21 protein-coding genes and 1 other RNA gene are annotated in these 22397 nt (G+C 40.8%); 12 read left to right on the plus strand and 10 right to left on the minus strand.

Annotated features, from left to right (window positions below; genetic code table 11):
- Window positions 1-45: 45 nt before the first annotated feature.
- Complete coding sequence (locus tag HNR53_RS06060) at window positions 46-3696, minus strand: dynamin family protein (RefSeq protein ID WP_184523907.1); 3651 nt, start codon at window positions 3694-3696, stop codon at window positions 46-48.
- Window positions 3697-3912: 216 nt separating this feature from the next.
- On the opposite strand from HNR53_RS06060, the gene HNR53_RS06065 reads away from it, so the two are divergent.
- Window positions 3913-4476, plus strand: coding sequence for a tyrosine-type recombinase/integrase (locus HNR53_RS06065; protein WP_184523910.1), 564 nt, complete (start codon window positions 3913-3915; stop codon window positions 4474-4476).
- 87 nt (window positions 4477-4563) lie between these two features.
- Here the strand turns inward: HNR53_RS06065 and HNR53_RS06070 are convergent, their stop codons facing one another.
- Entirely contained in the window at window positions 4564-5250 is a 687-nt protein-coding gene (locus tag HNR53_RS06070) for a universal stress protein (protein ID WP_184523912.1), read from the minus strand.
- A 206-nt stretch (window positions 5251-5456) separates the two neighbouring features.
- Here HNR53_RS06070 and HNR53_RS06075 point away from each other — a divergent pair, with 206 nt between their 5' ends.
- From HNR53_RS06075 to HNR53_RS06125, 11 genes are all read left to right on the plus strand, one after another.
- On the plus strand, window positions 5457-7868 hold the full coding sequence (locus HNR53_RS06075; protein ID WP_184523914.1) for a Na+/H+ antiporter subunit A: 2412 nt from the start codon (window positions 5457-5459) through the stop codon (window positions 7866-7868).
- Window positions 7855-8280, plus strand: coding sequence for a Na(+)/H(+) antiporter subunit B (locus HNR53_RS06080; RefSeq protein WP_184523916.1), 426 nt, complete (start codon window positions 7855-7857; stop codon window positions 8278-8280). The genes HNR53_RS06075 and HNR53_RS06080 overlap by 14 nt, the downstream gene beginning before the upstream one ends.
- Window positions 8280-8618 carry a Na(+)/H(+) antiporter subunit C gene (locus tag HNR53_RS06085; RefSeq protein WP_184523918.1) on the plus strand — a complete coding sequence of 113 codons (339 nt, stop codon included), beginning with the start codon at window positions 8280-8282 and terminating at the stop codon, window positions 8616-8618. Before HNR53_RS06080 ends, HNR53_RS06085 begins: the two co-directional genes overlap by 1 nt.
- Window positions 8611-10101 (plus strand): Na+/H+ antiporter subunit D, encoded by a 1491-nt coding sequence (locus HNR53_RS06090; protein ID WP_184523920.1) that lies wholly within the window; start codon window positions 8611-8613, stop codon window positions 10099-10101. The genes HNR53_RS06085 and HNR53_RS06090 overlap by 8 nt, the downstream gene beginning before the upstream one ends.
- A gap of 31 nt (window positions 10102-10132) precedes the next feature.
- Window positions 10133-10615 (plus strand): Na+/H+ antiporter subunit E, encoded by a 483-nt coding sequence (locus HNR53_RS06095; RefSeq protein ID WP_184523922.1) that lies wholly within the window; start codon window positions 10133-10135, stop codon window positions 10613-10615.
- Window positions 10608-10892: a Na(+)/H(+) antiporter subunit F1 gene (locus HNR53_RS06100; protein WP_184523924.1), complete on the plus strand. Its 285-nt coding sequence runs from the start codon at window positions 10608-10610 to the stop codon at window positions 10890-10892. The genes HNR53_RS06095 and HNR53_RS06100 overlap by 8 nt, the downstream gene beginning before the upstream one ends.
- Window positions 10870-11235 (plus strand): monovalent cation/H(+) antiporter subunit G, encoded by a 366-nt coding sequence (gene mnhG, locus HNR53_RS06105; RefSeq protein ID WP_184523926.1) that lies wholly within the window; start codon window positions 10870-10872, stop codon window positions 11233-11235. The genes HNR53_RS06100 and mnhG overlap by 23 nt, the downstream gene beginning before the upstream one ends.
- A 446-nt stretch (window positions 11236-11681) precedes the next feature.
- Window positions 11682-12134: a chemotaxis protein CheX gene (locus tag HNR53_RS06110; RefSeq protein ID WP_377802108.1), complete on the plus strand. Its 453-nt coding sequence runs from the start codon at window positions 11682-11684 to the stop codon at window positions 12132-12134.
- A 557-nt stretch (window positions 12135-12691) separates the two neighbouring features.
- Window positions 12692-12841 carry a cytochrome c oxidase subunit 2A gene (locus HNR53_RS06115; protein WP_184523929.1) on the plus strand — a complete coding sequence of 50 codons (150 nt, stop codon included), beginning with the start codon at window positions 12692-12694 and terminating at the stop codon, window positions 12839-12841.
- Between the two features lie 24 nt (window positions 12842-12865).
- Window positions 12866-13345, plus strand: coding sequence for a cytochrome c oxidase subunit II (locus HNR53_RS06120; protein ID WP_184523930.1), 480 nt, complete (start codon window positions 12866-12868; stop codon window positions 13343-13345).
- A complete protein-coding gene (locus tag HNR53_RS06125) occupies window positions 13342-14997 on the plus strand; it encodes a b(o/a)3-type cytochrome-c oxidase subunit 1 (RefSeq protein ID WP_184523931.1) in 1656 nt (551 codons plus the stop codon). Before HNR53_RS06120 ends, HNR53_RS06125 begins: the two co-directional genes overlap by 4 nt.
- Window positions 14998-15058: 61 nt before the next feature.
- On the opposite strand, the gene HNR53_RS06130 is transcribed toward HNR53_RS06125, so the two are convergent.
- From HNR53_RS06130 to HNR53_RS06165, 8 genes are all read right to left on the minus strand, one after another.
- The gene (locus HNR53_RS06130; protein WP_184523933.1) at window positions 15059-16576 is read right to left on the minus strand and encodes a carboxypeptidase M32; all 1518 of its coding nucleotides are present in this window, start codon (window positions 16574-16576) and stop codon (window positions 15059-15061) included.
- Between the two features lie 126 nt (window positions 16577-16702).
- Entirely contained in the window at window positions 16703-16936 is a 234-nt protein-coding gene (locus HNR53_RS06135; RefSeq protein WP_184523935.1) for a DUF2249 domain-containing protein, read from the minus strand.
- Window positions 16937-17028: 92 nt separating this feature from the next.
- Window positions 17029-18960 carry an ATP-dependent DNA helicase gene (locus tag HNR53_RS06140; protein WP_184523937.1) on the minus strand — a complete coding sequence of 644 codons (1932 nt, stop codon included), beginning with the start codon at window positions 18958-18960 and terminating at the stop codon, window positions 17029-17031.
- Between the two features lie 378 nt (window positions 18961-19338).
- Window positions 19339-19587 carry a hypothetical protein gene (locus tag HNR53_RS06145; RefSeq protein ID WP_184523939.1) on the minus strand — a complete coding sequence of 83 codons (249 nt, stop codon included), beginning with the start codon at window positions 19585-19587 and terminating at the stop codon, window positions 19339-19341.
- A gap of 122 nt (window positions 19588-19709) precedes the next feature.
- Window positions 19710-20846: a THUMP domain-containing class I SAM-dependent RNA methyltransferase gene (locus tag HNR53_RS06150; protein WP_184523941.1), complete on the minus strand. Its 1137-nt coding sequence runs from the start codon at window positions 20844-20846 to the stop codon at window positions 19710-19712.
- 111 nt (window positions 20847-20957) lie between these two features.
- Window positions 20958-21344: RNase P RNA component class B (gene rnpB / locus HNR53_RS06155), an RNA gene on the minus strand.
- Window positions 21345-21424: 80 nt separating this feature from the next.
- On the minus strand, window positions 21425-21724 hold the full coding sequence (gene gpsB, locus HNR53_RS06160) for a cell division regulator GpsB (RefSeq protein WP_184524431.1): 300 nt from the start codon (window positions 21722-21724) through the stop codon (window positions 21425-21427).
- A 171-nt stretch (window positions 21725-21895) separates the two neighbouring features.
- A complete protein-coding gene (locus HNR53_RS06165) occupies window positions 21896-22258 on the minus strand; it encodes a CotD family spore coat protein (protein ID WP_184523943.1) in 363 nt (120 codons plus the stop codon).
- Between the last annotated feature and the right edge of the window lie 139 nt (window positions 22259-22397).

A 22397-nucleotide genomic window follows, 5' to 3' on the forward strand; every position in this document is an offset into this window, starting at 1 on the left:
GGACAAATATTGAGGTTTTGTCTTTTTTTGGTGCCTGGCACCGAGTTAGTTTCGCTCCAGATTGCTGGCGATTTTCTTCAATTCGTCAATTGGCACTTCGTTGGATAGGGATGCCAGTGCTCCTTCGTAGAATTCCTCCGCTTGTTCCGTTAAGTGAGCGAGCAATGCGTTGAATTCTGTTTCGAGCAGCCCGGAATAATGACTTTTCAGCTTGTTTTTGCCTTGAGTTAAATATTCATCTGACGGCTCCTGCAGATTATTTTCCAATTCATCTCCCAATAGTTTGCGCTCATTCTTTTCAAAAAATGACTTAGGGTTTTTAAAACAGGATAAGGCCGTTTTAAATATGCCTCTATTAAGCGACCCAAAGGCTGTTTCAAACTCAGGGCTGTCCAGTCTGTTCAATTCATAGGCACTAAATGAAGCTTCCTCATTTAGTTCATGAAGCGAGCTGATAATGGACTGCTCTGATTGTGTTAACAGCTTCCCGATAAAGGCTTCCACCCTAAGGGTTGTAGCACGCAGCTCTTGGGCAAAATCATAGCCAAAATCCGTCAGGAAGTTTTCCAGCGCCTGCTGCAATGCCTTCTTTAAGTTTCTCCCGTCGTCCTTCAACAGCGCTGGATTGAAGGATTCCTTAAGGAAGTCGTTATAGCGCAGGAATACACGCTGTTTAATATAGAAGACAAGCTCGTCTGTTTCCTGCTTCAATCTTTGCTGCAGGAAGGAACTATTTTGCTCAATGATGCGAGCCAGCATATCTGCTTTTTCTGCTGCCAGATGTTCCCGCTTTTGCGCTTTTGTCTCTTGATCTTCCTCAGCGGAATGAATAAAGCTGTGCAATTGGGCTATCATGCGCTGCCATTCCATTTTCGCCGCCGCAACCGCAATTTCCCGTAAATCATGTTCAATAAAGTCATAAAATTTCTCTTCAAAGAGGGTGATCCCCGATGGTGACTCCGTTTCTCCGGCAAGCTTTTCTTTTAATGCCAAGAGACTCGAAACGGGATACAGGTGCGGCTGTCTGATTCCGTAAGTCACAAGCTGACCCTCTACATAATCAAGAACATCATGAAGTTCATCTTCATCATGGGCTAAATCCACCGCATTAACAATAAAGAACATTTTATCAAGGGCGAAGGTATCTTTCACACGCCCCAGCTGGATTAAAAATTCCCGGTCTGCCTTTGAAAAGGCATGATTATAGTAAGTGACAAACAAAATGGCATCCGAATTTTTAATATAATCAAAGGCTACACCGGTATGACGGGCATTAATGGAATCTGCTCCCGGAGTATCCACTAAGGTAATCCCTTTTTTCGTCAGTTCACAGTCGTAGTATACTTCGATCCATTCTACGAGACATGACTGCTCTTCATTGGCCACAAAACCGGTAAACTGTTCCAGATCCGTGCCAATAACCTCGCCAAGCTGAGCCCGGTAGTTATCAATGCCGCGGACAAAGGCATGCAAGAAAGCAAGGTGTGTCTTTTCATAAGCATCCACATCTTTCACATCAGCGGCCGCCTTATTGGCTGCGCGAACCGCTTCATCCAATCCCGCAGCCTGGAGGGCAAAGGCTGATAGGGAACGGTTAACATCTGCCATTAAGGTTTCCTGGCTTTTCAATTTCACCAGCACCGTACCATGTGGATGTCCAGCATCAACCGGCATGATTTTATTGATTGCCGCCGTAGTCGGATTGGGTGATACCGGCAGTAAGTTATGACCGATTAAGGCATTGGCAAACGATGACTTTCCGGCACTGAAGGCCCCAAATAAAGCCACGGTAAAGGATTGATTCTCCAGCCGATCCGCTTTTTGCATTAATTCTTCTGATATTTTCTTAAAACCAGGTACATCCTTCACTTGGAGGGAAGCATCTTTCAATGCTGCAATAAATGGAGCAATTTCCGTCCCTTTTCTGCTGTCGTTTCGCTCTACAGGGCGTGACCCGCGCTCCCTTACTGGTTTCACACTTTCCGCATCCTCTTCAGCAGACTCATAATAGACGATTTGGGCTTCAGCAGTTTCATCAACAGCTAATGCTGCAAACTTATCTTGATACGGAGTTAAATCCATATGCCCGGTTAAAATTTGTTCCAGTTTAATTTGAGCAGCTGTTATTTGTTCATCAAGCTGGTCTAATTGCTGACTTGCATCGACATAACCCTTCAATCGTGCCAATTCACGGGCGAGTTTCTGCTCTCCGGCTGACTGTTTTCTTTTCCATTGCTCGAGATAACCGGAAATAAAGGCTGCCAGCTGTTCCTTTGTCTTTCTCTTAATCATATTGGCAACATCATTTGTATAATTTAATACATAATCACCGGTAAGTCCTGCCCCAGGCTTCACGGTTTCAACGAGAAGCTCCTTGCCGAAAGAAACAGTGAAATTCTGTACCGAAGCTAGCAGCTGTGGCTCCTCGATTTCACTTTCGCGCAGGGTTCTGGTTATTAATTCCTTTATATGCCAATCAATCTGTGAAGTCACTTTTTCTGCCAAGTCACTGTAGAAGCGCTCTAATCTTGCCTGGCGTTCCTGTTCTGTTTTTTGTTTGGCAAAAAATAAGCCCATTTTAAAATCCGGCTGTCTTGCCGCAAGATATTGTTCTGCTAAATCCCTTGTCGAAAAAGGCATTAAATAAGCATTATCAAGTACTTTATCAATACTTTCATACAACTGAATTTCTTTTTTCTTTAATGAAGCCTTCAATTCCTCCAGCTGCTCCGACAAATCGCTGAACGTTTCAATGAGACCCTGTCTTTCTTCTTCCGAAAGCTCCTCCAATTTTTCATTCAGACCATTCACTAGTTCCGCAATACTTGCGCTTAAAAAGTGAATATGCTCCTCTCCAAGTCTTTTCAGGGAATGATAAACAGATTCAGGAAGAACCGCGAACCGCTCGCTTATCTTTTCCTCGATAAACTGCTTTAAAGCAGGATATTGGTTATGAGGGTGGTCCGGTTTTTTCAAAGTTGTATAAAATATTTTCGCCGGTTGAACTCCCCAAGAAGCAAAAGAATGTTTCACACTATCCTGGAATGAGATAAAACTCAATTCCTCTTCACGATGCTTATCAATTTGATTGATTACTAAATAAACCTCTTTCCCCGCCTCTGTCAGTTCTTTTGTAAATAAGAAATTCAATTCACTTTGCACATGGTTATAATCCATCACATAGAACACGATATCGGCTAAATGCAAGGCTGATTCCGTGGCGATTCTATGCGCGTCATCGGTTGAATCGATGCCGGGAGTATCCATAATGATGGTATGCTCCGGAATCGATGTTTTGGAATAGCTGATTTCAATCGATTGGATTGAGTCTCCGTCTTTCGCATAGGATTTCACTTTCTCATAATCGTATGGTGCCGGGAATTTGAGCGGGCGCTCGTCTTTAAAAAATACTTTGGCATAATCCTCACCCGCTTTGATTTTGACAAGGTTGGCACTTGTCGGAATCGGACTGGACGGTAAAATATTCTCACCCATCAGCGCATTAATCATACTGGATTTTCCAGCTGAGAAATGACCGCAAAATGCAATAGAATATTCCTGTCTTTCAAGTTTTAGTGCCAAGTCCTGTGCTCTTTCTGCTGTTTGTTGATTGGTTTCATTTTTAAAAATCTCATATAGTGCCGCTATCTGGCCTTTAAGCATTGCTGCATCTCGATGTATTTGCGTATTAATCATGAATGTATTTCCCCTTGTTTTTTCAATATACAAACTATTTTAAACGATTTTTAATCTATTTCCTATATAAAAAAACTGAATATAGATGAAATGATCAAATACTTTTCCTAAACATCCTTTGCATGATTATACCATTTATGAAGATTTATCAGTTGAAATGTTACATAATTTTTAATATTATATAATTAAGTAACATTAACTGCAGGAGGAATTCCTTTGGAATACGTGGAACCGATAAAAGAGATCGAACAGATTAATACGATGAAGGATATTTTAAGCAGTCATTCAAAACGTGACCTTTTATTTTTCGTATTGGGGATCAACACAGGGATCAAAATCAGCGATCTCCTTTCATTAAAGGTTGAGGATGTTTGGGATAAGGAGGAAATGAAAGAATTTCTATATCTCACAGATAAAAAAACAGGAGAGAAAAAAGCCTATTATTTAAATAGCAGTGTGAATACCACCCTTGAATCTTACTTATCTAGTATCACTTTTCAAAAAAATGATTATCTTTTTAAATCACAAAAAAACAACATGCCGATCACACGGCAGCAAGCCTACCGTATCATTAACCATGCTGCTCAAGAAGCAGGAATTGAGGGAAATATCGGAACCCATACATTAAGGAAAACGTTTGGCTACCATGCATATCGCAAAGGAATCTCCATTTCTATCATTATGGGAATTTATCAGCACCATTCCCCGGCAGAAACATTGCATTATATTGGAATCGATAGACACGAGGAACATATCGTCAAAATTGATGTCAATCTTTAATTTCACTCCATTTGACGAAGCGAATTTGCTTTAAACAAAAAATCTCCACATAAAATCAACATGTGGAGGAGGTTCGCAAATAGGTATTTAGTTGTCCTGCTCTTCGTAGGGGACGGTCATGTTTACATTTGTTAAATCTGTCACACAGTCTTCTTTTACCTGAACATACAATGTTTCCCGATCTTTCATAAATTTAAACAACCCATTGTTAAAATCAGTTCCAATCTCTTTGAAAAAGATCCCTTCAAATTGAACCTCTTTAGCATATTTAAACTGGAGTCGGTATTGATTGTTGTCTTTGATCAGGAAAGCACGGACACCTTTTTCAAATTGACCTTCATGATTACGGACTGAACGGGATACGGAAACAAGATGAAGATCAACAAACGGAATTTCCATAAGCAGCGAATTGATGACAGAGCCCTTTGTCATTTGTTCCCAGCGGCTTTGTGCCGTCTGCCCGAGGATAATTTGCGTGACATTTTTCTCTCTAGCCACTTCGGCAATGACTTTTGAAACAGGGCGTCTCTCATTATCCATGATCATAAATTCTTCGACGTTATGCTCTTGCGCTAATTTCTGCCAATTGCTAATGTAATACGATTTTTCTGCATCCAATTCATCAAAAGGCTTTGGATCAATGGTCAAGATATATAGCGGGCAGTCAAGCATACTGGCAATTTTACAGCCGCGCTCAATCAGCCTTTGACCATTGGGACCGTAATGTACGCAGACGAGGATGCTTTCGTCCATGCGGCCTTTTACCTTTTTCATAATATTAGTCACCTCAATATTGATGTGAAAACCTGTATGATTCTATCAAGCTATGTATGAATATAACTGATGGCCCCTTTTCCGTCAATCTTAAGCCAAAATTCGCATTCTGCCTAATCGAGATGAATGTCATTCTTCATAATAGAAAAAACCATATTTTACCAAAAAAAATGAATCATGATGTTTTTAATCAAAGGAGGCGGCCTATGTCCTTACTGCAATTTATGATTTTCATACCTTTTATCTTTTCTATTGTTGTTCCATTTTTATATCGCTATTTCACACCACGGATTCATACAGGCTGGTTTGTACTTCCGGTTCCGATCATTATTTTTCTCTATTTATGCCGATACATCGCGGATGTCTCTAACGGAAAGGTTTTTATCTATACTCTTCCATGGATTCCGACATTCAATATATATTTTACAGCGGTAGTTGACGGACTTAGTCTTGTTTTTGCTTTATTGATATCAGGGGTTGGCTCACTGGTTATCCTTTACTCTATTTATTATTTATCGAAGCAGCGTGAAGCTCTCCATAACTTCTATGTCTATTTATTATTGTTCATGGGGGCTATGCTTGGTGTCGTTTTTTCAGATAATGCGTTCGTATTATATGTTTTTTGGGAATTAACAAGTATTTCTTCTTTTTTATTAATCGCCTATTGGTATCAACGGAGGAAGTCCCGCTATGGCGCACAAAAATCTTTAATAATTACAGTGTTTGGCGGACTTGCCATGCTCGCAGGATTTCTTATGCTTTCATTAATAAGCGGAACCTACAGTATTCGGGAAATGGTCCAGAAGGCGGAGACAATTGGGGCAGATTCCTTATTCCTGCCGGCCATGATTTGCATTCTTTTCGGCGCTTTTACAAAGTCTGCTCAATTTCCTTTTAGTATTTGGCTTCCTGATGCGATGGAGGCGCCTACTCCGATCAGTGCCTTCCTGCACTCGGCCACAATGGTCAAAGCAGGGATTTTTCTTGTAGCACGTTTTACTCCGGTGTTTGGCGGTAACGCAGAATGGTTTTGGATTATTTCCATTACGGGGACCATTACTCTTGTTTACGGTTCCCTCAACGCTGTAAAGCAAACGGATCTGAAGGCGCTCTTAGCCTATTCAACGATTAGTCAATTAGGCTTAATTATGAGTCTCTTAGGTTTAGGTTCTGTTTCAATGTATACAGGTATGGGTGATGAGTCATCGGTTTATGCTGCAGCCGTTTTTGCTGCCATCTTTCATTTGATCAATCACTCCACTTTCAAGGGAAGCTTGTTTATGGTTGTCGGGATCATTGACCACGAAACCGGTACTCGTGATATTCGCCGTTTAGGCGGCTTGCTGCATTATATGCCCATCTCTTTCACGCTTGCTGTAATTGGCAGTTTTTCTATGGCAGGGATCCCTCCGTTTAACGGATTTCTGAGCAAGGAAATGTTCTTTACCAATATGTTAAGCATCTCACAATTGAATGTGTTACAGCTGGAAACATGGGGAATCTTGTTTCCGGTTATCGCCTGGGTAGCAAGTGTCTTTACATTTGTTTACTGTATGATCCTTGTTTTTAAGACCTTTACTGGAAAACGCAGACGGATCGAATTAGACAAAAAACCACATGAGCCTGCTGTCGGAATGCTCATCCCTCCGGCTATTCTTGCCGCGCTGGTCATTGTCCTATTCTTTATTCCGAATACAGCCGCCGAATACCTGATCATGCCAGCTTTCAATGCCGTTCTGCCATCTATTGCCGAAAACGGGGGATTTCAGATAACCATTAGCCCGTGGCATGGCTTTACAGCAGAATTATTCATGACAATGGGTGTTTTCGTTTTCGGTGTCATCTTATATCGAACCTTTAAAAAATGGGTACGGATTTTCAGAAACTATCCGTCCTTTCTTACCCTTAATAACTTCTATGACAGATGGCTTGAAAAGTCGGAAAGCTTTTCGATGAAATGGACCAATCGATATATGACAGGCTCTATCCGCCATTATTTAATCTATATCCTTGTCTTTTTTATCATCGTTATGGGAGGAGCCAGTCTTATACTAAATGGGATTTCTTTTGATACTACCCAAGATGCACCGATTAATTTCTATGAGGCCGCTCTTATTACATGCATGGTCATTGCTGCCTTTGCGGTAATGTTTGCCAAAACAAGGATGGTTTCACTTATTGCAGTCGGTGCTCTTGGATTTATTGTTGCGATGTTTTTCGTCATCTTTAGGGCACCTGATTTAGCTTTGACCCAATTGGTCGTTGAAACGGTCACAACTTCCCTTTTTTTACTCTGCTTCTATCACCTGCCGGACTTCGGTAAAAGGATGGGCGGACTGTCATTTAAAGCAGTCAATTTCATTATTTCACTTGGAGTCGGGATCATTGTTACGATACTCGCCTTAGCGGCAAATGGAAATCGGATGTTTCCTCCCATTGTCCATTATTTTGAAAATGCCTATAAACTTGCCGGAGCAAAGAATATTGTCAATGCCATCCTTGTTGACTTCCGCGGAATCGATACGATGCTGGAGATATCCGTTTTATGTATTGCCGGATTAGGTGTCTACACATTAATTAAACTGAAACTGGGAGGAGAGAAAAATGAAACCAAATGATATTATTTTACAAACGGTGACGAAACTTGCCGTTGTCATCATCTTTACCTTTTCCATTTATCTGTTTTACGGCGGACACCATAATCCCGGAGGCGGCTTTATCGGCGGTTTAACCGCCGCATCTGGGATCACCCTGTTACTGCTGTCGTTCGATATTGAAACACTAAGGGAAAATATCCCTTATGATTTTACGAAAGTGGCCGCCTTCGGTGTATTGATTGCCATCTTAACCGGTGCAGGCAGTCTATTTTTCGATGCACCCTTTTTATCACAGACCTTCGGCTATTTCGATCTTCCTTTCTTCGGGAGTACTGAGCTGGCAACCGCTCTCCTATTCGATACAGGTGTCGCCCTGGCTGTCATTGGTACAGCCGTCACGATTATTTTAACGATAAGTGAGGATCGCTCATAATGGAAACAGTGATGTCACTTCTTGTCGGTTTGTTTTTTATGATTGGTACTTACTTAATCCTGTCAAAAAATATGCAGCGGATCATTTTAGGTACCTCTGTTATCAGCCATGGCATCAATTTATTGATTATGACAATGGGCGGACTAAAGACCGGTTCTCCCCCATTGCTAAGTGAAAAGGTTCATGTTTTTACGGACGCCCTCCCGCAAGCATTAATCCTGACAGCGATTGTCATTAATTTTGCTGTCACAGCACTATTATTAGTCTTGAGTTATCGTATCTATAAAATATATGGAACAGATAATATTGAACAATTAAGGGGAAATGCCGATGAATAACTTAGTCTTAATGCCGATTCTCATCCCTTTGACAGTGGGGATGATTTTAGTTCTTTTTCGTCATCATCTTGTACTGCAGCGAATGGGGAGTATGCTGGCAGTGCTTGGCGCAGGAATTTGCTCTATCATTCTGCTTGCTCAAGTGAACCATGAGGGGATTCAGACGTTGCAGCTAGGCGGATGGGATGCACCTTTTGGCGTAGGCATGACGGCTGATATGTTTTCTGTCTTACTCCTTATCACCACGAGTGCTGTCTCTCTTTGCTGTTTATTGTATGCCTTTCGTTCGATTGGAAGAGAGCGGGAAAAGTATTTCTTTTATCCTTTGTTTTTATTTTTAATCACAGGGGTGAATGGTTCCTTTTTAACAGGTGATTTGTTCAATTTATATGTTTGTTTTGAAGTGATGTTAATATCCTCCTATGTGCTGATTGTTCACGGGGGAACGAAAATTCAGCTGCGTGAAGCCTTTAAGTATATTCTTGTGAATGTCGTTTCTTCCTTTCTGTTCCTTGTGGCGATTGCCTATCTGTATTCCATTACAGGTACGTTAAATTTAGCCCATCTCTCTCTAAGGGTTGCCGAAGCCGGGCAGGATGGACTAATCACCACGGTGGCACTGTTATTTATCATTGTATTTGGCATGAAAGCCGGACTGTTTTTGTTCTTTTGGCTGCCGGGTTCCTACAGTTCCCCTCCAACAGCAATCGCTGCGATATTTGCAGCCCTATTAACAAAGGTGGGGATTTATGCCATTATTCGCATGTTTACCCTTATCTTTTATCATGAGACGCAAATCACGCATTTGATGATCGGGATATTAGCCGGGCTGACGATGCTCCTAGGAGCTATCGGTGCCGTCGCCTTCAACGATATTAAAAAAATTCTTACCTATAACGTCATTATTGGCGCAGGATTAGTCCTCGCGAGTCTTGCAGCCTTTACCGAAGACGCCTTTACTGGAATGATCTATTATTTCATCCATGACATGATTATTAAATCTCTGTTATTCCTTTTAGGAGGAACGATTATTTTTCTGACCGGAACAAGTAAAATCAAAGAAATCAGCGGGCTGATCCGCACCCATCCCTATTTAGGCTGGATCTTCTTTATCGCTGCCCTTTCCGTTTCCGGAATCCCCCCTTTTAGCGGTCTGCTTGGGAAAGTATTAATTACAAAAGGAACATTCTACAGCGGCTATTATTGGTTAGGCGCTATCGGGCTCATGACTAGCTTAATGGTCTTGTATTCTGTTATGAAGATTTTTATGAATGTCTTTTGGGGAGAAACCACATTAAGTGATGAAATGGAAAAGGGAACGACAAGGGGGCTGATGCTGCCAATGGTACCGTTAACCGCAGCAACTGTTTTATTAGGTGTGGGAGCTGAAGAAGTGGCCGAATATGTGCAAACAGCAGCGGTACAATTATTAAATCCTGATTTGTACATCGACGCGATCTTCAAGGGACAACGAGTACCTTAACAAAGTCAAATGATGAAATGAGGTGAATGGCTTGCCTTTCCAATTACTGATTAATTTATTTATCGCTTTTTTGTGGATGTTTCTCCAGGATGAATGGAGGATCTTGGCTTTTTTCAGCGGATATATAGTGGGTATCATCATTGTATTCAGTCTGCGCCGCTTTTTCAATCATCGGTTTTATTTATGGACCATTTTAGCTGTTTTTAGGTTATTGCTTGTGTTCACACATGAATTAATTACATCAAGCATCCTTGTTATCAAACAGGTTACACGTCCGAAAATCAATGTGACACCGGGCATTTTCAAATTAGAGACAGAGTTGGAAGGTGATATAGAGATTACTTTACTTTCGCTCTTAATCACCCTAACGCCTGGTTCAGTGGTCATGGAGCTGGCACCAAATAACAAGATTTTATATGTACATGCCATGGACATCCCAGAATCAAGCGATGCTGTTAAAAAGTCGGTGAAGATTTTTGAAAAAGCGATTAAGGATGTGACGCGTTATGTTTAATACGATATTAATAACTGCTTTATTCTTTATTACCCTTTCCATACTGGTGATCATTTACCGATTGATCAAAGGTCCTTCTGTACCCGACCGCGTCCAAGCACTGGATTTTATCGGTATTCATTTGATCGCCGGTGTGGCGATTGTGTCTATTTACTTGAGAACGCATGCCTTTCTAGATATTATCCTGCTTCTGGGGATCCTTTCTTTTGTCGGTACGATTGCTTTTGCCAGATTTATTGAAAGTGGTGTTGTCATTGAACGCAAACGTATCAAGTGAAATCATTGCCGCCATCCTGATTTTGATTGGAACCTGCTTTAGCTTTTTAAGTGCCATTGGAATATTACGGCTGCCCGATGTCTATACCCGGTCACATGCAGCGTCAAAAAGCTCCACCCTCGGAGTCCTTTGTATCTTGACAGGTACTTTCCTATTTTTCCTTATTACAGAATATTATTTCAGCATCCGGCTCTTGCTTGGAATTTTCTTCGTTTTTCTAACAGCGCCTGTTTCAGCCCATATGATTTGCCGTTCAGCTTACCGCTCGCGTGTACCGCTTGCAGAAACAAGTGTGAAAGACGATTTAAAAGTGGCTTTGGATAAAAGTGAATCAGGGAATTAGCAAAAAAAGCCGGATTTCATATTGATAAAGTCCGGCTCTATTTCGTATTCGTTTCAAACAAAGGATTTTCACCCTTTAAGGCTGATAACATGTTCGGCAGCCGATAACAGGATTCAAGTATGTCATGTCTGACTAATTGTGATGAGGTTTGGATATGCGGTTCAAAACATATTTTAATACAAAGGCATAAATGATCACCGTTATGGCGATGAAAACAAAGGCCATGCGCAATCACTCTCCTGAAAAATTTATTGATAGTATTCATTTATTTTTCCATATCATAGCATTATTGAGAATGAATTTCAATAACAATTAGGCAACACACTACTTTCTTCACAAATCTATTCTGAAAACATCAGCCAGTAAAATTTATCAATTCTTTACACATATGACTATTTAACTATGCTAGAATGTTACATATACGGACTTTGGTCAGGGGGATGAATGTGAAAACAAAAAATACTGCTGTTTTTTTATTAGAAAATACACTGCAATCTGTCAAGGAAGTTCTCCCTTTTGCGATTCATCCAGATAAACCTTCCATACTCACACAACCCTATCAGCAGCATTCTATTGGAGTATTAATTGGAATCACCGGAGATATCAAAGGCAGATTAATCATTAACGGCAACGAGGAGACATTTTGCTCCATTGGCAAAGGAATGTTTGGAATGTCGATTGAGGGTGAACTGCTAAAGTCCTTTGCTGGTGAATTAGGCAATATGTTCGGAGGAAAATTATCAACAAGCCTAGCTGCTTTTGGTTTTAATATGGACATTACCCCGCCGACCGTGCTCGTTGGCGATACCAAACTATATGGGTTTGAAAAGGTCTACCGCCTGTCAATTATGATCGAAAATGCAGGGAATCTTGTGCTGCTTATACTGTTTGATGAATGATAGAAATTAAAAGGAGCTGTCCTTGGACGGCTCCTTCTTATGATCTAATCAGCTTATTCTTGCGTGATAGGCTATTTAAGTTCTTTCTTACTGGAATGAAATCTTCGGATTTATGTACTTCTATTTTCAACCATTTTTCTTATTATTTTGTTTTTGCACCACTCTTAGCAAGATTCATCATTTGTCAATCGGTTTGATCACTTAGACTGAAAAAGCTATGTTAGATTGACTGGAACATGCCCAAGTGACATTCTTCACTTTCAGTTCAATTAACCATATTACCTTATATAACAAAGTACATCATCCGCTAAAGAATGACAAAATTCAACAAAGCTTGTCCATTTCTATTCTCAAAGTTCACACTTTATTCATATTTAAAAGTCTTTCAAGGTGACATAAATCACCATCCAATCAACTTTACACTACTCACATGGTAATAAAGCAAAATATGAATAATTTGTGAATTGCTCTAAACAGTGTGGAATCTTCGCAATTGTCTAGTATTATGAAATTGTAATCATTTACTTTTTCCAATCCACTGAGGGGAGTGAGAGAAAATGGCACAACTTAAGCATAAAACTGACGGAAAGGCTACTGCTGATGAAAACGCAAACTTAAAAGGAACATTAGTATCTGTTTTTCTTGTCGGCGCTATCATTGTAGCCACTTGGGTAAGCGTTTACTTTGTCTATTTAGATCGTTTTTAAGAAAATTAAAGGGGGAACGAAGCCATGCATATGCATAAGTTTGAAAAGGCCTGGCTTACTTTTGGGGTAGCAGCACTTATTGTCTTCCTAACCGTCTTAGGAGTAAGTGCTTTCTACTTAGGTAATCAGCCGCCAAGTTGTTTAACAACTATTAATCCAGAAAAGGTAGATACAACAGCACCATTTGATAAGCCTGGACTTAACAAGGTTGAAGGAAAAGAATGGGATTATGAATTAGTATTTGTAGCATCTGCGTTTTCTTACAATCCAGCATCAGTACAAGTACCGCTTGGAGCAAAAGTAAAAGTGATGGCTACTACTAAAGACGTTATCCACGGTTTTGAAGTTGCTGGTACAAATATCAATATGATGCTTGAACCAGGATATATCAGTGAAATCGTTACTACTTTTGACAAAGAGGGCGAATATTTAATCCTTTGTAACGAATATTGCGGTGCAGGTCACCACTTAATGACATCAAAAATCGAGGTGGTTAAACAATGAACACTCCAGGTGCAATGAAGAAATTAGACCGCCGCGATGCTAAATTAGTAATGGCACATATGTATGTCGTATTTACCTGTCTCTTGGTCGGTGGTCTTGCCGGTTTATTACAAGTTCTCGTTCGTTCCGGTAAAGTAACATTACCGGCTGGTATTGGGTATTATCAAATTCTTACTGTTCATGGTGTTATTCTTGCTCTTGTCGTAACCACATTCTTTATCATGGGATTTATGCAAGCCACAGTCAGCTTCACAGCAGGTGCATATTCTAATGCCCAGCGCAGACTTGGCTGGATTGGTTTTTGGCTCATGTTAATCGGTACTGCAATGGCAGCTGCGATGATTTTAACAAATAAAGCTTCTGTATTATACACATTCTATGCACCATTACAGGCACATGCACTTTATTATCTTGGTCTAACCCTTGTAATTGTAGGCAGCTGGATGGGCGGCGCAGCCATTATTATCGGCTATAGAAGATGGAAAAAAGCAAACCCAGGAAAACCTAGCCCGCTGTTAACATTTATGTCAGTTGTTAACTCTGTCATGTGGTATGTATGTACATTAGGTGTTGCCGTAGAAGTATTGCTTCAATTATTGCCTTGGTCTTTAGGAATGGTTGACGGTATTAATATTCTTGCCAGCCGTACCCTATTCTGGTATTTCGGACATCCGCTCGTATACTTCTGGTTACTGCCAGCTTATATGGCATGGTATGTTGTTATTCCAAAAGTTATTGGTGCAAAGATTTTCTCTGATTCATTGGCACGTATGTCTTTCATTCTATTTATTTTATTCTCAATTCCAGTTGGATTCCACCATCAATTATTAGAACCAGGTATTGATCCAGCATGGAAGTTCTTACAGGTTGTCTTAACCTTCTTAGTTGTTATTCCATCGTTTATGACTGCTTTCGCATTATTTGCTACATTTGAAAAACATGGTCGGCAAATTGGTGCAAAAAGCCTGTTTGGCTGGTTGAAAAAGTTACCTTGGGGCGATGCCCGCTTTACCGTTCCATTCATTGGGATGTTAGCCTTTATTCCAGCTGGTGCCGGTGGTATCGTTAACGCTTCCCACCAAATGAACCAAGTTGTCCATAACACTATCTGGGTAACAGGTCACTTCCATTTAACAGTTGGAACAGCCGTACTCTTAACATTCTTTGGAGTTTCATTCTGGCTTGTACCGCATTTAACCGGGCGCGTATTAACGAAAAAAATGAATAAATTAGCGCTTGTTCAAGGGATTCTATGGGCGGTCGGCATGACATTTATGTCAGGCGCAATGCATGCTGCAGGTCTTCTAGGTGCCCCACGCCGTTCTGCATTTTCTGAATATGGCGGCGCTGCACAAGCGGCTGAATGGATTCCATACCAAATTGCGCAAGCAGTTGGCGGTTCCATCCTATTCATCTCAATTATCGTGATGGTTTGCATTTTCATTAACCTTGCTTTCTTTGCACCAAAAGGTGAGCAAGAATTCCTTGTTGGCGAAGTTGATGCAGACGCTGAACCAACACCACTTGTTTATGAAAACTGGAAATTATGGCTTGGAATTACAGCATTATTAATTCTATTCGCTTACACCATTCCATTTATTGATATCATTCAAAATGCTCCAGCACCTTCAAAGGGATTCAAATTGTGGTAGCATTTTACGAAAAGAACTCTGTCTCTCGGCAGAGTTCTTTTTTTGCCTGCTAAAGGTACATTTACAGCTGGTAAATGCCGCTATATTTCTCCGTTAAATATTCGATTAAATATTCTGCATTTAAGCCTTCACCGGTCGCGTCCTGTAAAATTTGCAGCGGTTTTTTCAGTTTGCCAAATTGATGGATACGGGTGGTGAGCCACTCTTTAATTGGCTGTAAATTTCCTTCTTCGAGTAATTGCGCATAATTTGGCAAACTTACCAGCATCGCCTGCTTAAATTGCGCAGCATACATAAGCCCAAGGGCATAGGATGGAAAATAGCCGAAACTTCCGCCTGCCCAATGTACATCCTGCAGGACCCCTTCTTTATCATTGCTTGGCCGGACGCCTAAGTATTCCTCATATTTATCATTCCAAACCGAAGGCAGATCCTCTACTTTGATTTCATCATTGAACAGTCCTTTTTCAATTTCGTAGCGGATCATCACATGAAGCGGATAAGTTAATTCATCGGCTTCAATGCGGATTAACGACGGCTTTGATTCATTAATAGCACGATAGAATTTTTCTACTGGAACGTGATCGAAATGACCGCTTGTAAATTGCTTCAGCAGTTCATAATTCTTTTTCCAAAAGGAGAGGTCCCGGGCGACGAAATTCTCATAGAACAGCGATTGTGATTCGTGTATCCCCATGGAAGCTCCGCTGCATAGAGGGGTTCCTGTTAAATCCTCTCGAATATTCTGTTCGTACAGAGCATGTCCTCCCTCATGTATCGTCCCAAATACAGCCATGCGGAAATCTGATTCATCATATCTTGTTGTAATCCGGACATCTCCACGGTTAATCCCTGTGGCAAATGGATGTACCGTTTCATCAAGTCGGCCTGCCTCGAAGTTATATCCCATTTGCTTTAATACTTCGATACTAAAGGCACGCTGAGATGTTTTGGGGAAGGTTTGAAATAAGAAGTCAGTTTTCGGTTTATTATCCGCTGCAGCGATTTTTTGCACCAGCGGGACGATGCTGGCACGGAGGTCGCTGAATACCCGATCTAAAACGTGCGTTGTCATACCCGGTTCATATAAATCAAGCAGGGTATTATATTTATTCCCTTCAGATCCCCAATAAGTAATAAACCGTTTTGTCATCGTTACAATTTTCTCTAAATAGGGTTTGAATAGAGCAAAATCAGATTTTTCTCTTGCTTCTTCCCACACCGTTTCGGCCTGAGATAAGAGAATAGTGTACTCTTTATATTCTTCTGCAGGAATTTTCCGTTTATAATCGTATTCCTTTTTGCATTCTTCGATTAATGTTTTCGTTGTTTCCGCTATGATATTTTGCGCTTCCAAGCTGGACAGGTTTGCTATGTATGCAGCCATAGCTTCTGATACGGACAGGTCATAAACCTCACTAGATAAAATCCCGATTACTTCCGCGCGCTGGCCTGTCCCCTGTCTAGGTGCTCCGGTCCGTAAATCCCAATAAATCAATGCAAGAGCCTCATTATAAGCAGTGATCTTCTTCGTATAGTTTACAAATTCTTTTTCCATTTGCAAAATTGATCGACTCAACCCTATCCCTCCATTGATTCATACTTTTTCCATTGTATCTCAATCTTAAGGCAGGGATACATAAACATCAAGAAAAAAGACAACAGCTCACACTGTTGTCCCATTTGCAAGAAGGGAAGCGTTGATTTATTTTTTGCTAATCGCTACCTTCCAGATTTCCGGACCCTCTTCTAAATATTCCCATGTAAATTGATCCGTTCTTTCCATCATGAATTGATAAAACAACGGCTTCGGATCATGGTCATTAATCAACTGCATGGCTTCGCCGGAATTTAATGAATCAAATGTATTGAAAATTGTTGGATGTTTTTCACGCGGCGGATAATCTGGTGCTTTAACAGTTGCAGTAAATGTTCTCACATTAACTCCCCCTTTAATTTGTTACCCATAGTTTATCCGCTTTTTAGGAATAACATCGTGATAACCATCACAACTTTACTGTGATTTTGCTCTTACTTATGGACACTGTTAACCCGTGTCGGCAAAATCGATAGCACAGATTCAATTACATGTTTTTCTTCCATTTTATTGATTAAGATATGTACTTTCCCTTGGTCCTCCCGTGTCCTGATTAAACGTCCGATTCCTTGACGCAGTCTTAAGAGCATATACGGCATATCCACCTCGGCAAACGGGTCCTTGGCGGCATCTCTTTTCGCCGTAAACACGGGATCATTCGGCGGAAACGGCAGGGAAAAGATAATCACATTTTCAAGTGAGCTTCCCGGGATATCCAAACCTTCCCATAAATGGACAGAACATAAAACCGACTCCACTTCATTTTGAAAACAGGAAACAAGAGTGCTGATCTCGGCATCTCCTTCAAAATAGATTGGGAAAGACAGACCGGACTCACAATATTGCTTAAATGCCGTTAAATCATGTTGTGAAGAGAATAAAACCAGCGTCCGTCCGTTTGTTTTCTTTAATTGCTCCACAGTATAAGCCATTTTTGCTGCTATGTCCTGATCGGCAAAAGCCGGCATTTCGATAACCATATTTTCATCATAGGCAAATGGAGAAGCAACGGAAAAAGATAAATAATCCTCGATCCCAAGAGATTTGGCCATGTACGTGAAGGTTTTGGACTCCGACAGCGTTGCGGATGAAAAGATATACGGCTTTTTATTGGAAAAGACTTTATCCTTCATAATCTCCTGAACCAACCGCGGCATAATTACTAAAGTTCTTTCTCCATCACGTTCTTCAAACCAGGTAATCCCTTTTATTTCCTTTAAGAATAAAGACAGGGAATAGGAAATCTGTTCTAGATATTCCTCGACAATTTTTAAATCATAGCCATTAATCGAAAACATCTCACTCTCAAAGACAAGTTCCTCCTCAAGTGAACTGATAAGATGCAAGAGCTTCTTGCCTGATCCTTTCAATTTCTCCGATTTGTTCACGGTTAATTTATCAGAACCCTTATTTGAGAATGATGACTCTTTCAATTCATAGAAAAATAGTTCATTTTGGTACAACACATCCTCAATTAAAAGCAAGGTTTTTTCCCTTACATCATTGGTCATTAATTTAGCCAGCAGTCTATCGAGGATGGTCTCACTGAAACGATAGGTCATGGCCTTTTGACTAGCAAACTCTAACAGATGACCCTCATCAAAGACAACAGAGGAATGTTCCGGCAGTAAGGGCAGCTGCCCTTCACGCTTCCGTGAATCCTTTGTCCAAATATGCTCCATATAGAAGTCATGCGAGCAAATAATAATATCATGCGACTTCCGGTACCAATCACGATGAAGTGTCTGTCCGCAGCGATGTCTTCTTTCACATGTAAAGCAATCCTCAAAGGAGTCCCAGCCAATCTGTTTCCATTGTTCATCAGTCAGCACCGGATAATCTTTTCGGTCTCCAAATCTCTCAAATGTTTGCAGCGATTGATTACCATAAATAAAGTCAGGGAGAGCATCATAGATTTGATGAAAATGCTCTTCATCACTGAAGGAAATAAGCTTGTCCAATTTATTTAAACATAAATATTGATCTCTTGACTTAGCTAACCGCACATCAATATTTAAATTCAGCGCAGTTTCTAATTTAGCAATATCCCCTTCTTTTTTCACGAGCTGCTCAATTAATGTCTCATCAGCGCAGGCGATGACAGCCGGCCTATTCGTGTATCTCGCGAAACAGACTGCATATAAAAGATAAACAATCGTTTTTCCTGTACCAACGCCTGCCTCAGCAAACATGACCTTCTTTTCTTTAAAGGCATTTTCAAGCTGATACGCCATATATATTTGTTCATCTCTTAGTTCAAAACCGGCCTCCGGGAGTAAATCATAAAACACATCCCCGATCCATTCACCTAAACGGTCAAAAAATGACTCTGTTTTGGTTAATTCAAATGGCAAACGATTACTCAAGCAAATCCCTCCATTTAGCAGCTACTGTATCCCTCATTATAATATCAAATTCGCCTTGGCGTATTTGCGCCCGATTTTTTTCGAGCTTGCTCGAAAAATTCCCTTTAAAAAATCGTGGCATCCGCCGGAGGCTTTAACTTTATTTGGCCGGGGTTTAACCCCCCCCTGGATTGGTTAACTTTTTTGCATTCATCCCACAATTTATAGAAGCGGGGGACTTCTGCTGAATAAAGTTAAGCAAAACGAAAGCGTCTTTCTCTAGAAAGACGCTCTTTACCACAACTGTATTATTATACCAGACGTGCGATAAGAAATGCATATATTTCGATTAAAATAATCGACTAAACAAAAATGTTCTACGATAAAGCTCTCTTAGTTTCATTGCGGCTTTTTTCTGACCGCCTCATTTAGATTTTTACTTCCGCTGTATAATCCAGTGGCAGACAGTCCAACGATAAATCCGATGATTATACTTTCTTTAAATGTATCTAAGAAGACAAAGCCAAAAAATAAGCCTAGTGCTAATGAAACTAACGGACTGAATTTACATGGCAGACCCGCCCTTTTGACAACCTCCACAATACCGATGATGATGGGGATTATGACAAATTGATAAAACTCAAACATGGTATTCCCTCCAAAAAGAATACAAATTCACTTCCATTACATTATATTGATATAGCAAAAATAAGAAGCGGCAGAAATCCAATTAGATTTGGAGGTTTGAAAAAATGATGCCTGAAGGGGCATCATTTTTCACGCGGAGGTCTTTTTCCCCAGTATTGATAATAATCGGTGCGGATAAATCCATTAAATAGTTTCCGTTTTTTCGTTGCTTTTTTGCCATAATAAGTTTCAAATTCTTCTTCAGATGTCAAAATATAGATCGACCATGTATCCAGACTGGCAAATGCCTGTCCCATCTCGCGGTACATTTCCCGTACCGCTTCTTTTTCTCCAAGACGCTCTCCATAAGGCGGGTTCCCTACGATCACACCATATTCCTTCCTCGTTGTAAAATCCTTTACCTGCATCTGTTTAAAGGTAATCACGTCACCAAATCCGGCTTCAGAAGCATTCTCCTGGGCGATTTTCACAAGGCGGTGGTCAATATCCGAGCCGGTAATATCCAGCGGCTGGTCGTAATTGGCTAGGTCCTCAGCCTCAGCTCTTGCCTGCTCCCACACTTTCGCATCCATCCAGTCCCATGATTCAGAAACAAAATCACGGTTAAAGCCGGGTGCTATATTTTGTCCGATCAGCGCTGCTTCAATCGGAATCGTTCCTGAGCCGCAGAATGGATCGACGAACGGTTTGTCCGGATGCCAGTTCGTCAGCATCACTAAAGCAGCCGCCATAGTTTCCCTCAGCGGTGCTTCCCCCTGTGATACGCGATAACCTCTTTTGTGCAGAGCACCGCCTGTATCGATCGTAAGTAATGCAATATCTTTATGGAGCGACACTTCAATTTTAAAAAACGAGCCATTTTCCTCAAACCATGTCGTTTTTTTATACTGGCTCTTCAGCCTTTCGACAATTGCCTTTTTCACGATTGCCTGGCAGTCTGAAATACTAAATAGCTTTGATTTAACTGATTTTCCGGATACCGGAAACTCCGCATTTTCCGGCAAAAAACGCTCCCATGGCAGCGCCTTTGTTTTTTCAAATAACTCATCAAAACTTGTCGCTTTAAATTCTCCTACCTTTATTTTTATCCGTTCCGCAGTCCTTAACCACAGGTTGCAGCGGGCAATTGCTGATTCGTCACCTTTAAAGCTGATTCTTCCATTTTCAACCTCACATTGGTATCCTAATGCCCGAACTTCCTTTGCTACAAGTGCTTCCATCCCCATGGCGGCTGTTGCAATTAAATCATAATTTGTCATGTTTTCACCCTTATCGTTTATCTTCCATTTTCTTTATACATGAAAAAAGCCGACTCAATGTCACAGGAGTCAGCCCGGATGTTCATCATCATTTATCAGACATTAATAACGCTCTGTAAGCCATGTTTTGTTCCTTTGTACTGCAAACGACCCTTAGTCTCGTACTCAGGTGGTAATCATCTATCTACAGATGTTTTACTCATCTGTCCTTCTCTTTGTTCATTTCCTCTGAGAAAGTGCCCCTACCATAATTTGGGTTTCTCGCTCGCGGGGTTTACCTCGTTCCACCCTTTTCATTTCTGAAAAGGCTCCGTCACTGTGGCACTTTCAAGGTAGTCATACCATATCCGATGACGGACTTAGGTATTTTCCCTGCCGTCAGCTGGTATCAGCTGCCCTGGCTTATTTTTTGACCAGGCACGAACACTACAGGCATCTCAGCCTGTGCGAGCATGGACTTTCCTCTGCATGACAAGCATACAGCGATTACCCGAACGCTATTAATGATGACAATGATCATTATAGTGAATCTCAGCACGAATAGCAATAGCAATTCTTTGAATTAGCACCAATTAACGTTATTCGTACAATTTGCTGCCAAAAACATGTTTTTCTAAATTGGAAAGCCGTTTTAAAATATCAAAATTCGTTGTACCGGCAGTTTGTGTTACAGGCCGCCTCGATGCTTCTTCAATTTGCTTTTTTAAACGCATATTTTCCTGCTGCAGTTCTTCCATTTCCTGATGAAACGTTTCATAGTCTTTTATAATATAATCAAGAAACTTATCGACATCTTCTTGTTTATATCCGCGCATTGCCGTTTTGAATTCTTTCTCTAATATATCCTTTGCCGTTAATTTCACTTTATCAGACAGCATCATTTTCACCTCAATAATTACCAATCATCAATATATATTTTTTCAAAAATATGCTATTTTGTCAATTTATCTTTCTATTATACATATAATTGCGATAAAAATAAAAGGCTGACTCACAAAGTCAGGGGGTATACCCATGAGGTTTGTGAGTCAAACCCTAATCATTGCTTATTAATAAAATCCAGGTCTTGGTCTTACACCCGGTCCAAATCCAGGTCCAAACCCGGGACCAAATCCAGGTCCAAATCCAGGACCAGCTCCCGGTCCAAAGCCTCCTGCGCCGAATCCTCCTGTTGGTGGCGGCGGAGGTCCTGGCACAGCACCAATATCAGTGCTTGTCACCTGATTCACGACAGAATTCGTATGCGGGAAATGATGCTGATGCTGGTAGTTAATGTGGTTCACCGTCGTTGTGTGCGAAGGGTGTACATGCGGAACAATAATGTTTTCACATGTATGATTCACACAGCATTTTGTTGGGCAGACTACAGCGGGTGCAACCACTGTAGGGCAGCAATTAGGTCTACAAAACATACTTTTATCTCCTCTCATCATAAGTTTCTTTACACTTATAACCTATGATGACAAAGGGCGTCTTGTACTAAGGAAATAACCTATTTTTTTATCTATAACGCGGCTTTACAGCAGCGTGTAAAAACTATTTTTAAAGCTC

This window comes from Bacillus benzoevorans (genome assembly GCF_014207535.1).
Lineage (GTDB): Bacteria > Bacillota > Bacilli > Bacillales > Cytobacillaceae > Bacillus_BD > Bacillus_BD benzoevorans.

Coding starts and splice junctions, on each gene's coding strand:
- HNR53_RS06100 (WP_184523924.1), top strand. CDS start 10,608: ATGTTTAATACGATATTAATAACTGCTTTATTCTTTATTACCCTTTCC.
- HNR53_RS06145 (WP_184523939.1), bottom strand. CDS start 19,587: ATGTTTGAGTTTTATCAATTTGTCATAATCCCCATCATCATCGGTATT.
- HNR53_RS06060 (WP_184523907.1), bottom strand. CDS start 3,696: ATGATTAATACGCAAATACATCGAGATGCAGCAATGCTTAAAGGCCAG.
- gpsB (WP_184524431.1), bottom strand. CDS start 21,724: ATGCTGTCTGATAAAGTGAAATTAACGGCAAAGGATATATTAGAGAAA.
- HNR53_RS06080 (WP_184523916.1), top strand. CDS start 7,855: ATGAAACCAAATGATATTATTTTACAAACGGTGACGAAACTTGCCGTT.
- HNR53_RS06125 (WP_184523931.1), top strand. CDS start 13,342: ATGAACACTCCAGGTGCAATGAAGAAATTAGACCGCCGCGATGCTAAA.
- HNR53_RS06150 (WP_184523941.1), bottom strand. CDS start 20,846: ATGACAAATTATGATTTAATTGCAACAGCCGCCATGGGGATGGAAGCA.
- HNR53_RS06120 (WP_184523930.1), top strand. CDS start 12,866: ATGCATATGCATAAGTTTGAAAAGGCCTGGCTTACTTTTGGGGTAGCA.
- HNR53_RS06115 (WP_184523929.1), top strand. CDS start 12,692: ATGGCACAACTTAAGCATAAAACTGACGGAAAGGCTACTGCTGATGAA.
- HNR53_RS06070 (WP_184523912.1), bottom strand. CDS start 5,250: ATGAAAAAGGTAAAAGGCCGCATGGACGAAAGCATCCTCGTCTGCGTA.
- HNR53_RS06165 (WP_184523943.1), bottom strand. CDS start 22,258: ATGTTTTGTAGACCTAATTGCTGCCCTACAGTGGTTGCACCCGCTGTA.
- HNR53_RS06075 (WP_184523914.1), top strand. CDS start 5,457: ATGTCCTTACTGCAATTTATGATTTTCATACCTTTTATCTTTTCTATT.
- HNR53_RS06090 (WP_184523920.1), top strand. CDS start 8,611: ATGAATAACTTAGTCTTAATGCCGATTCTCATCCCTTTGACAGTGGGG.
- HNR53_RS06085 (WP_184523918.1), top strand. CDS start 8,280: ATGGAAACAGTGATGTCACTTCTTGTCGGTTTGTTTTTTATGATTGGT.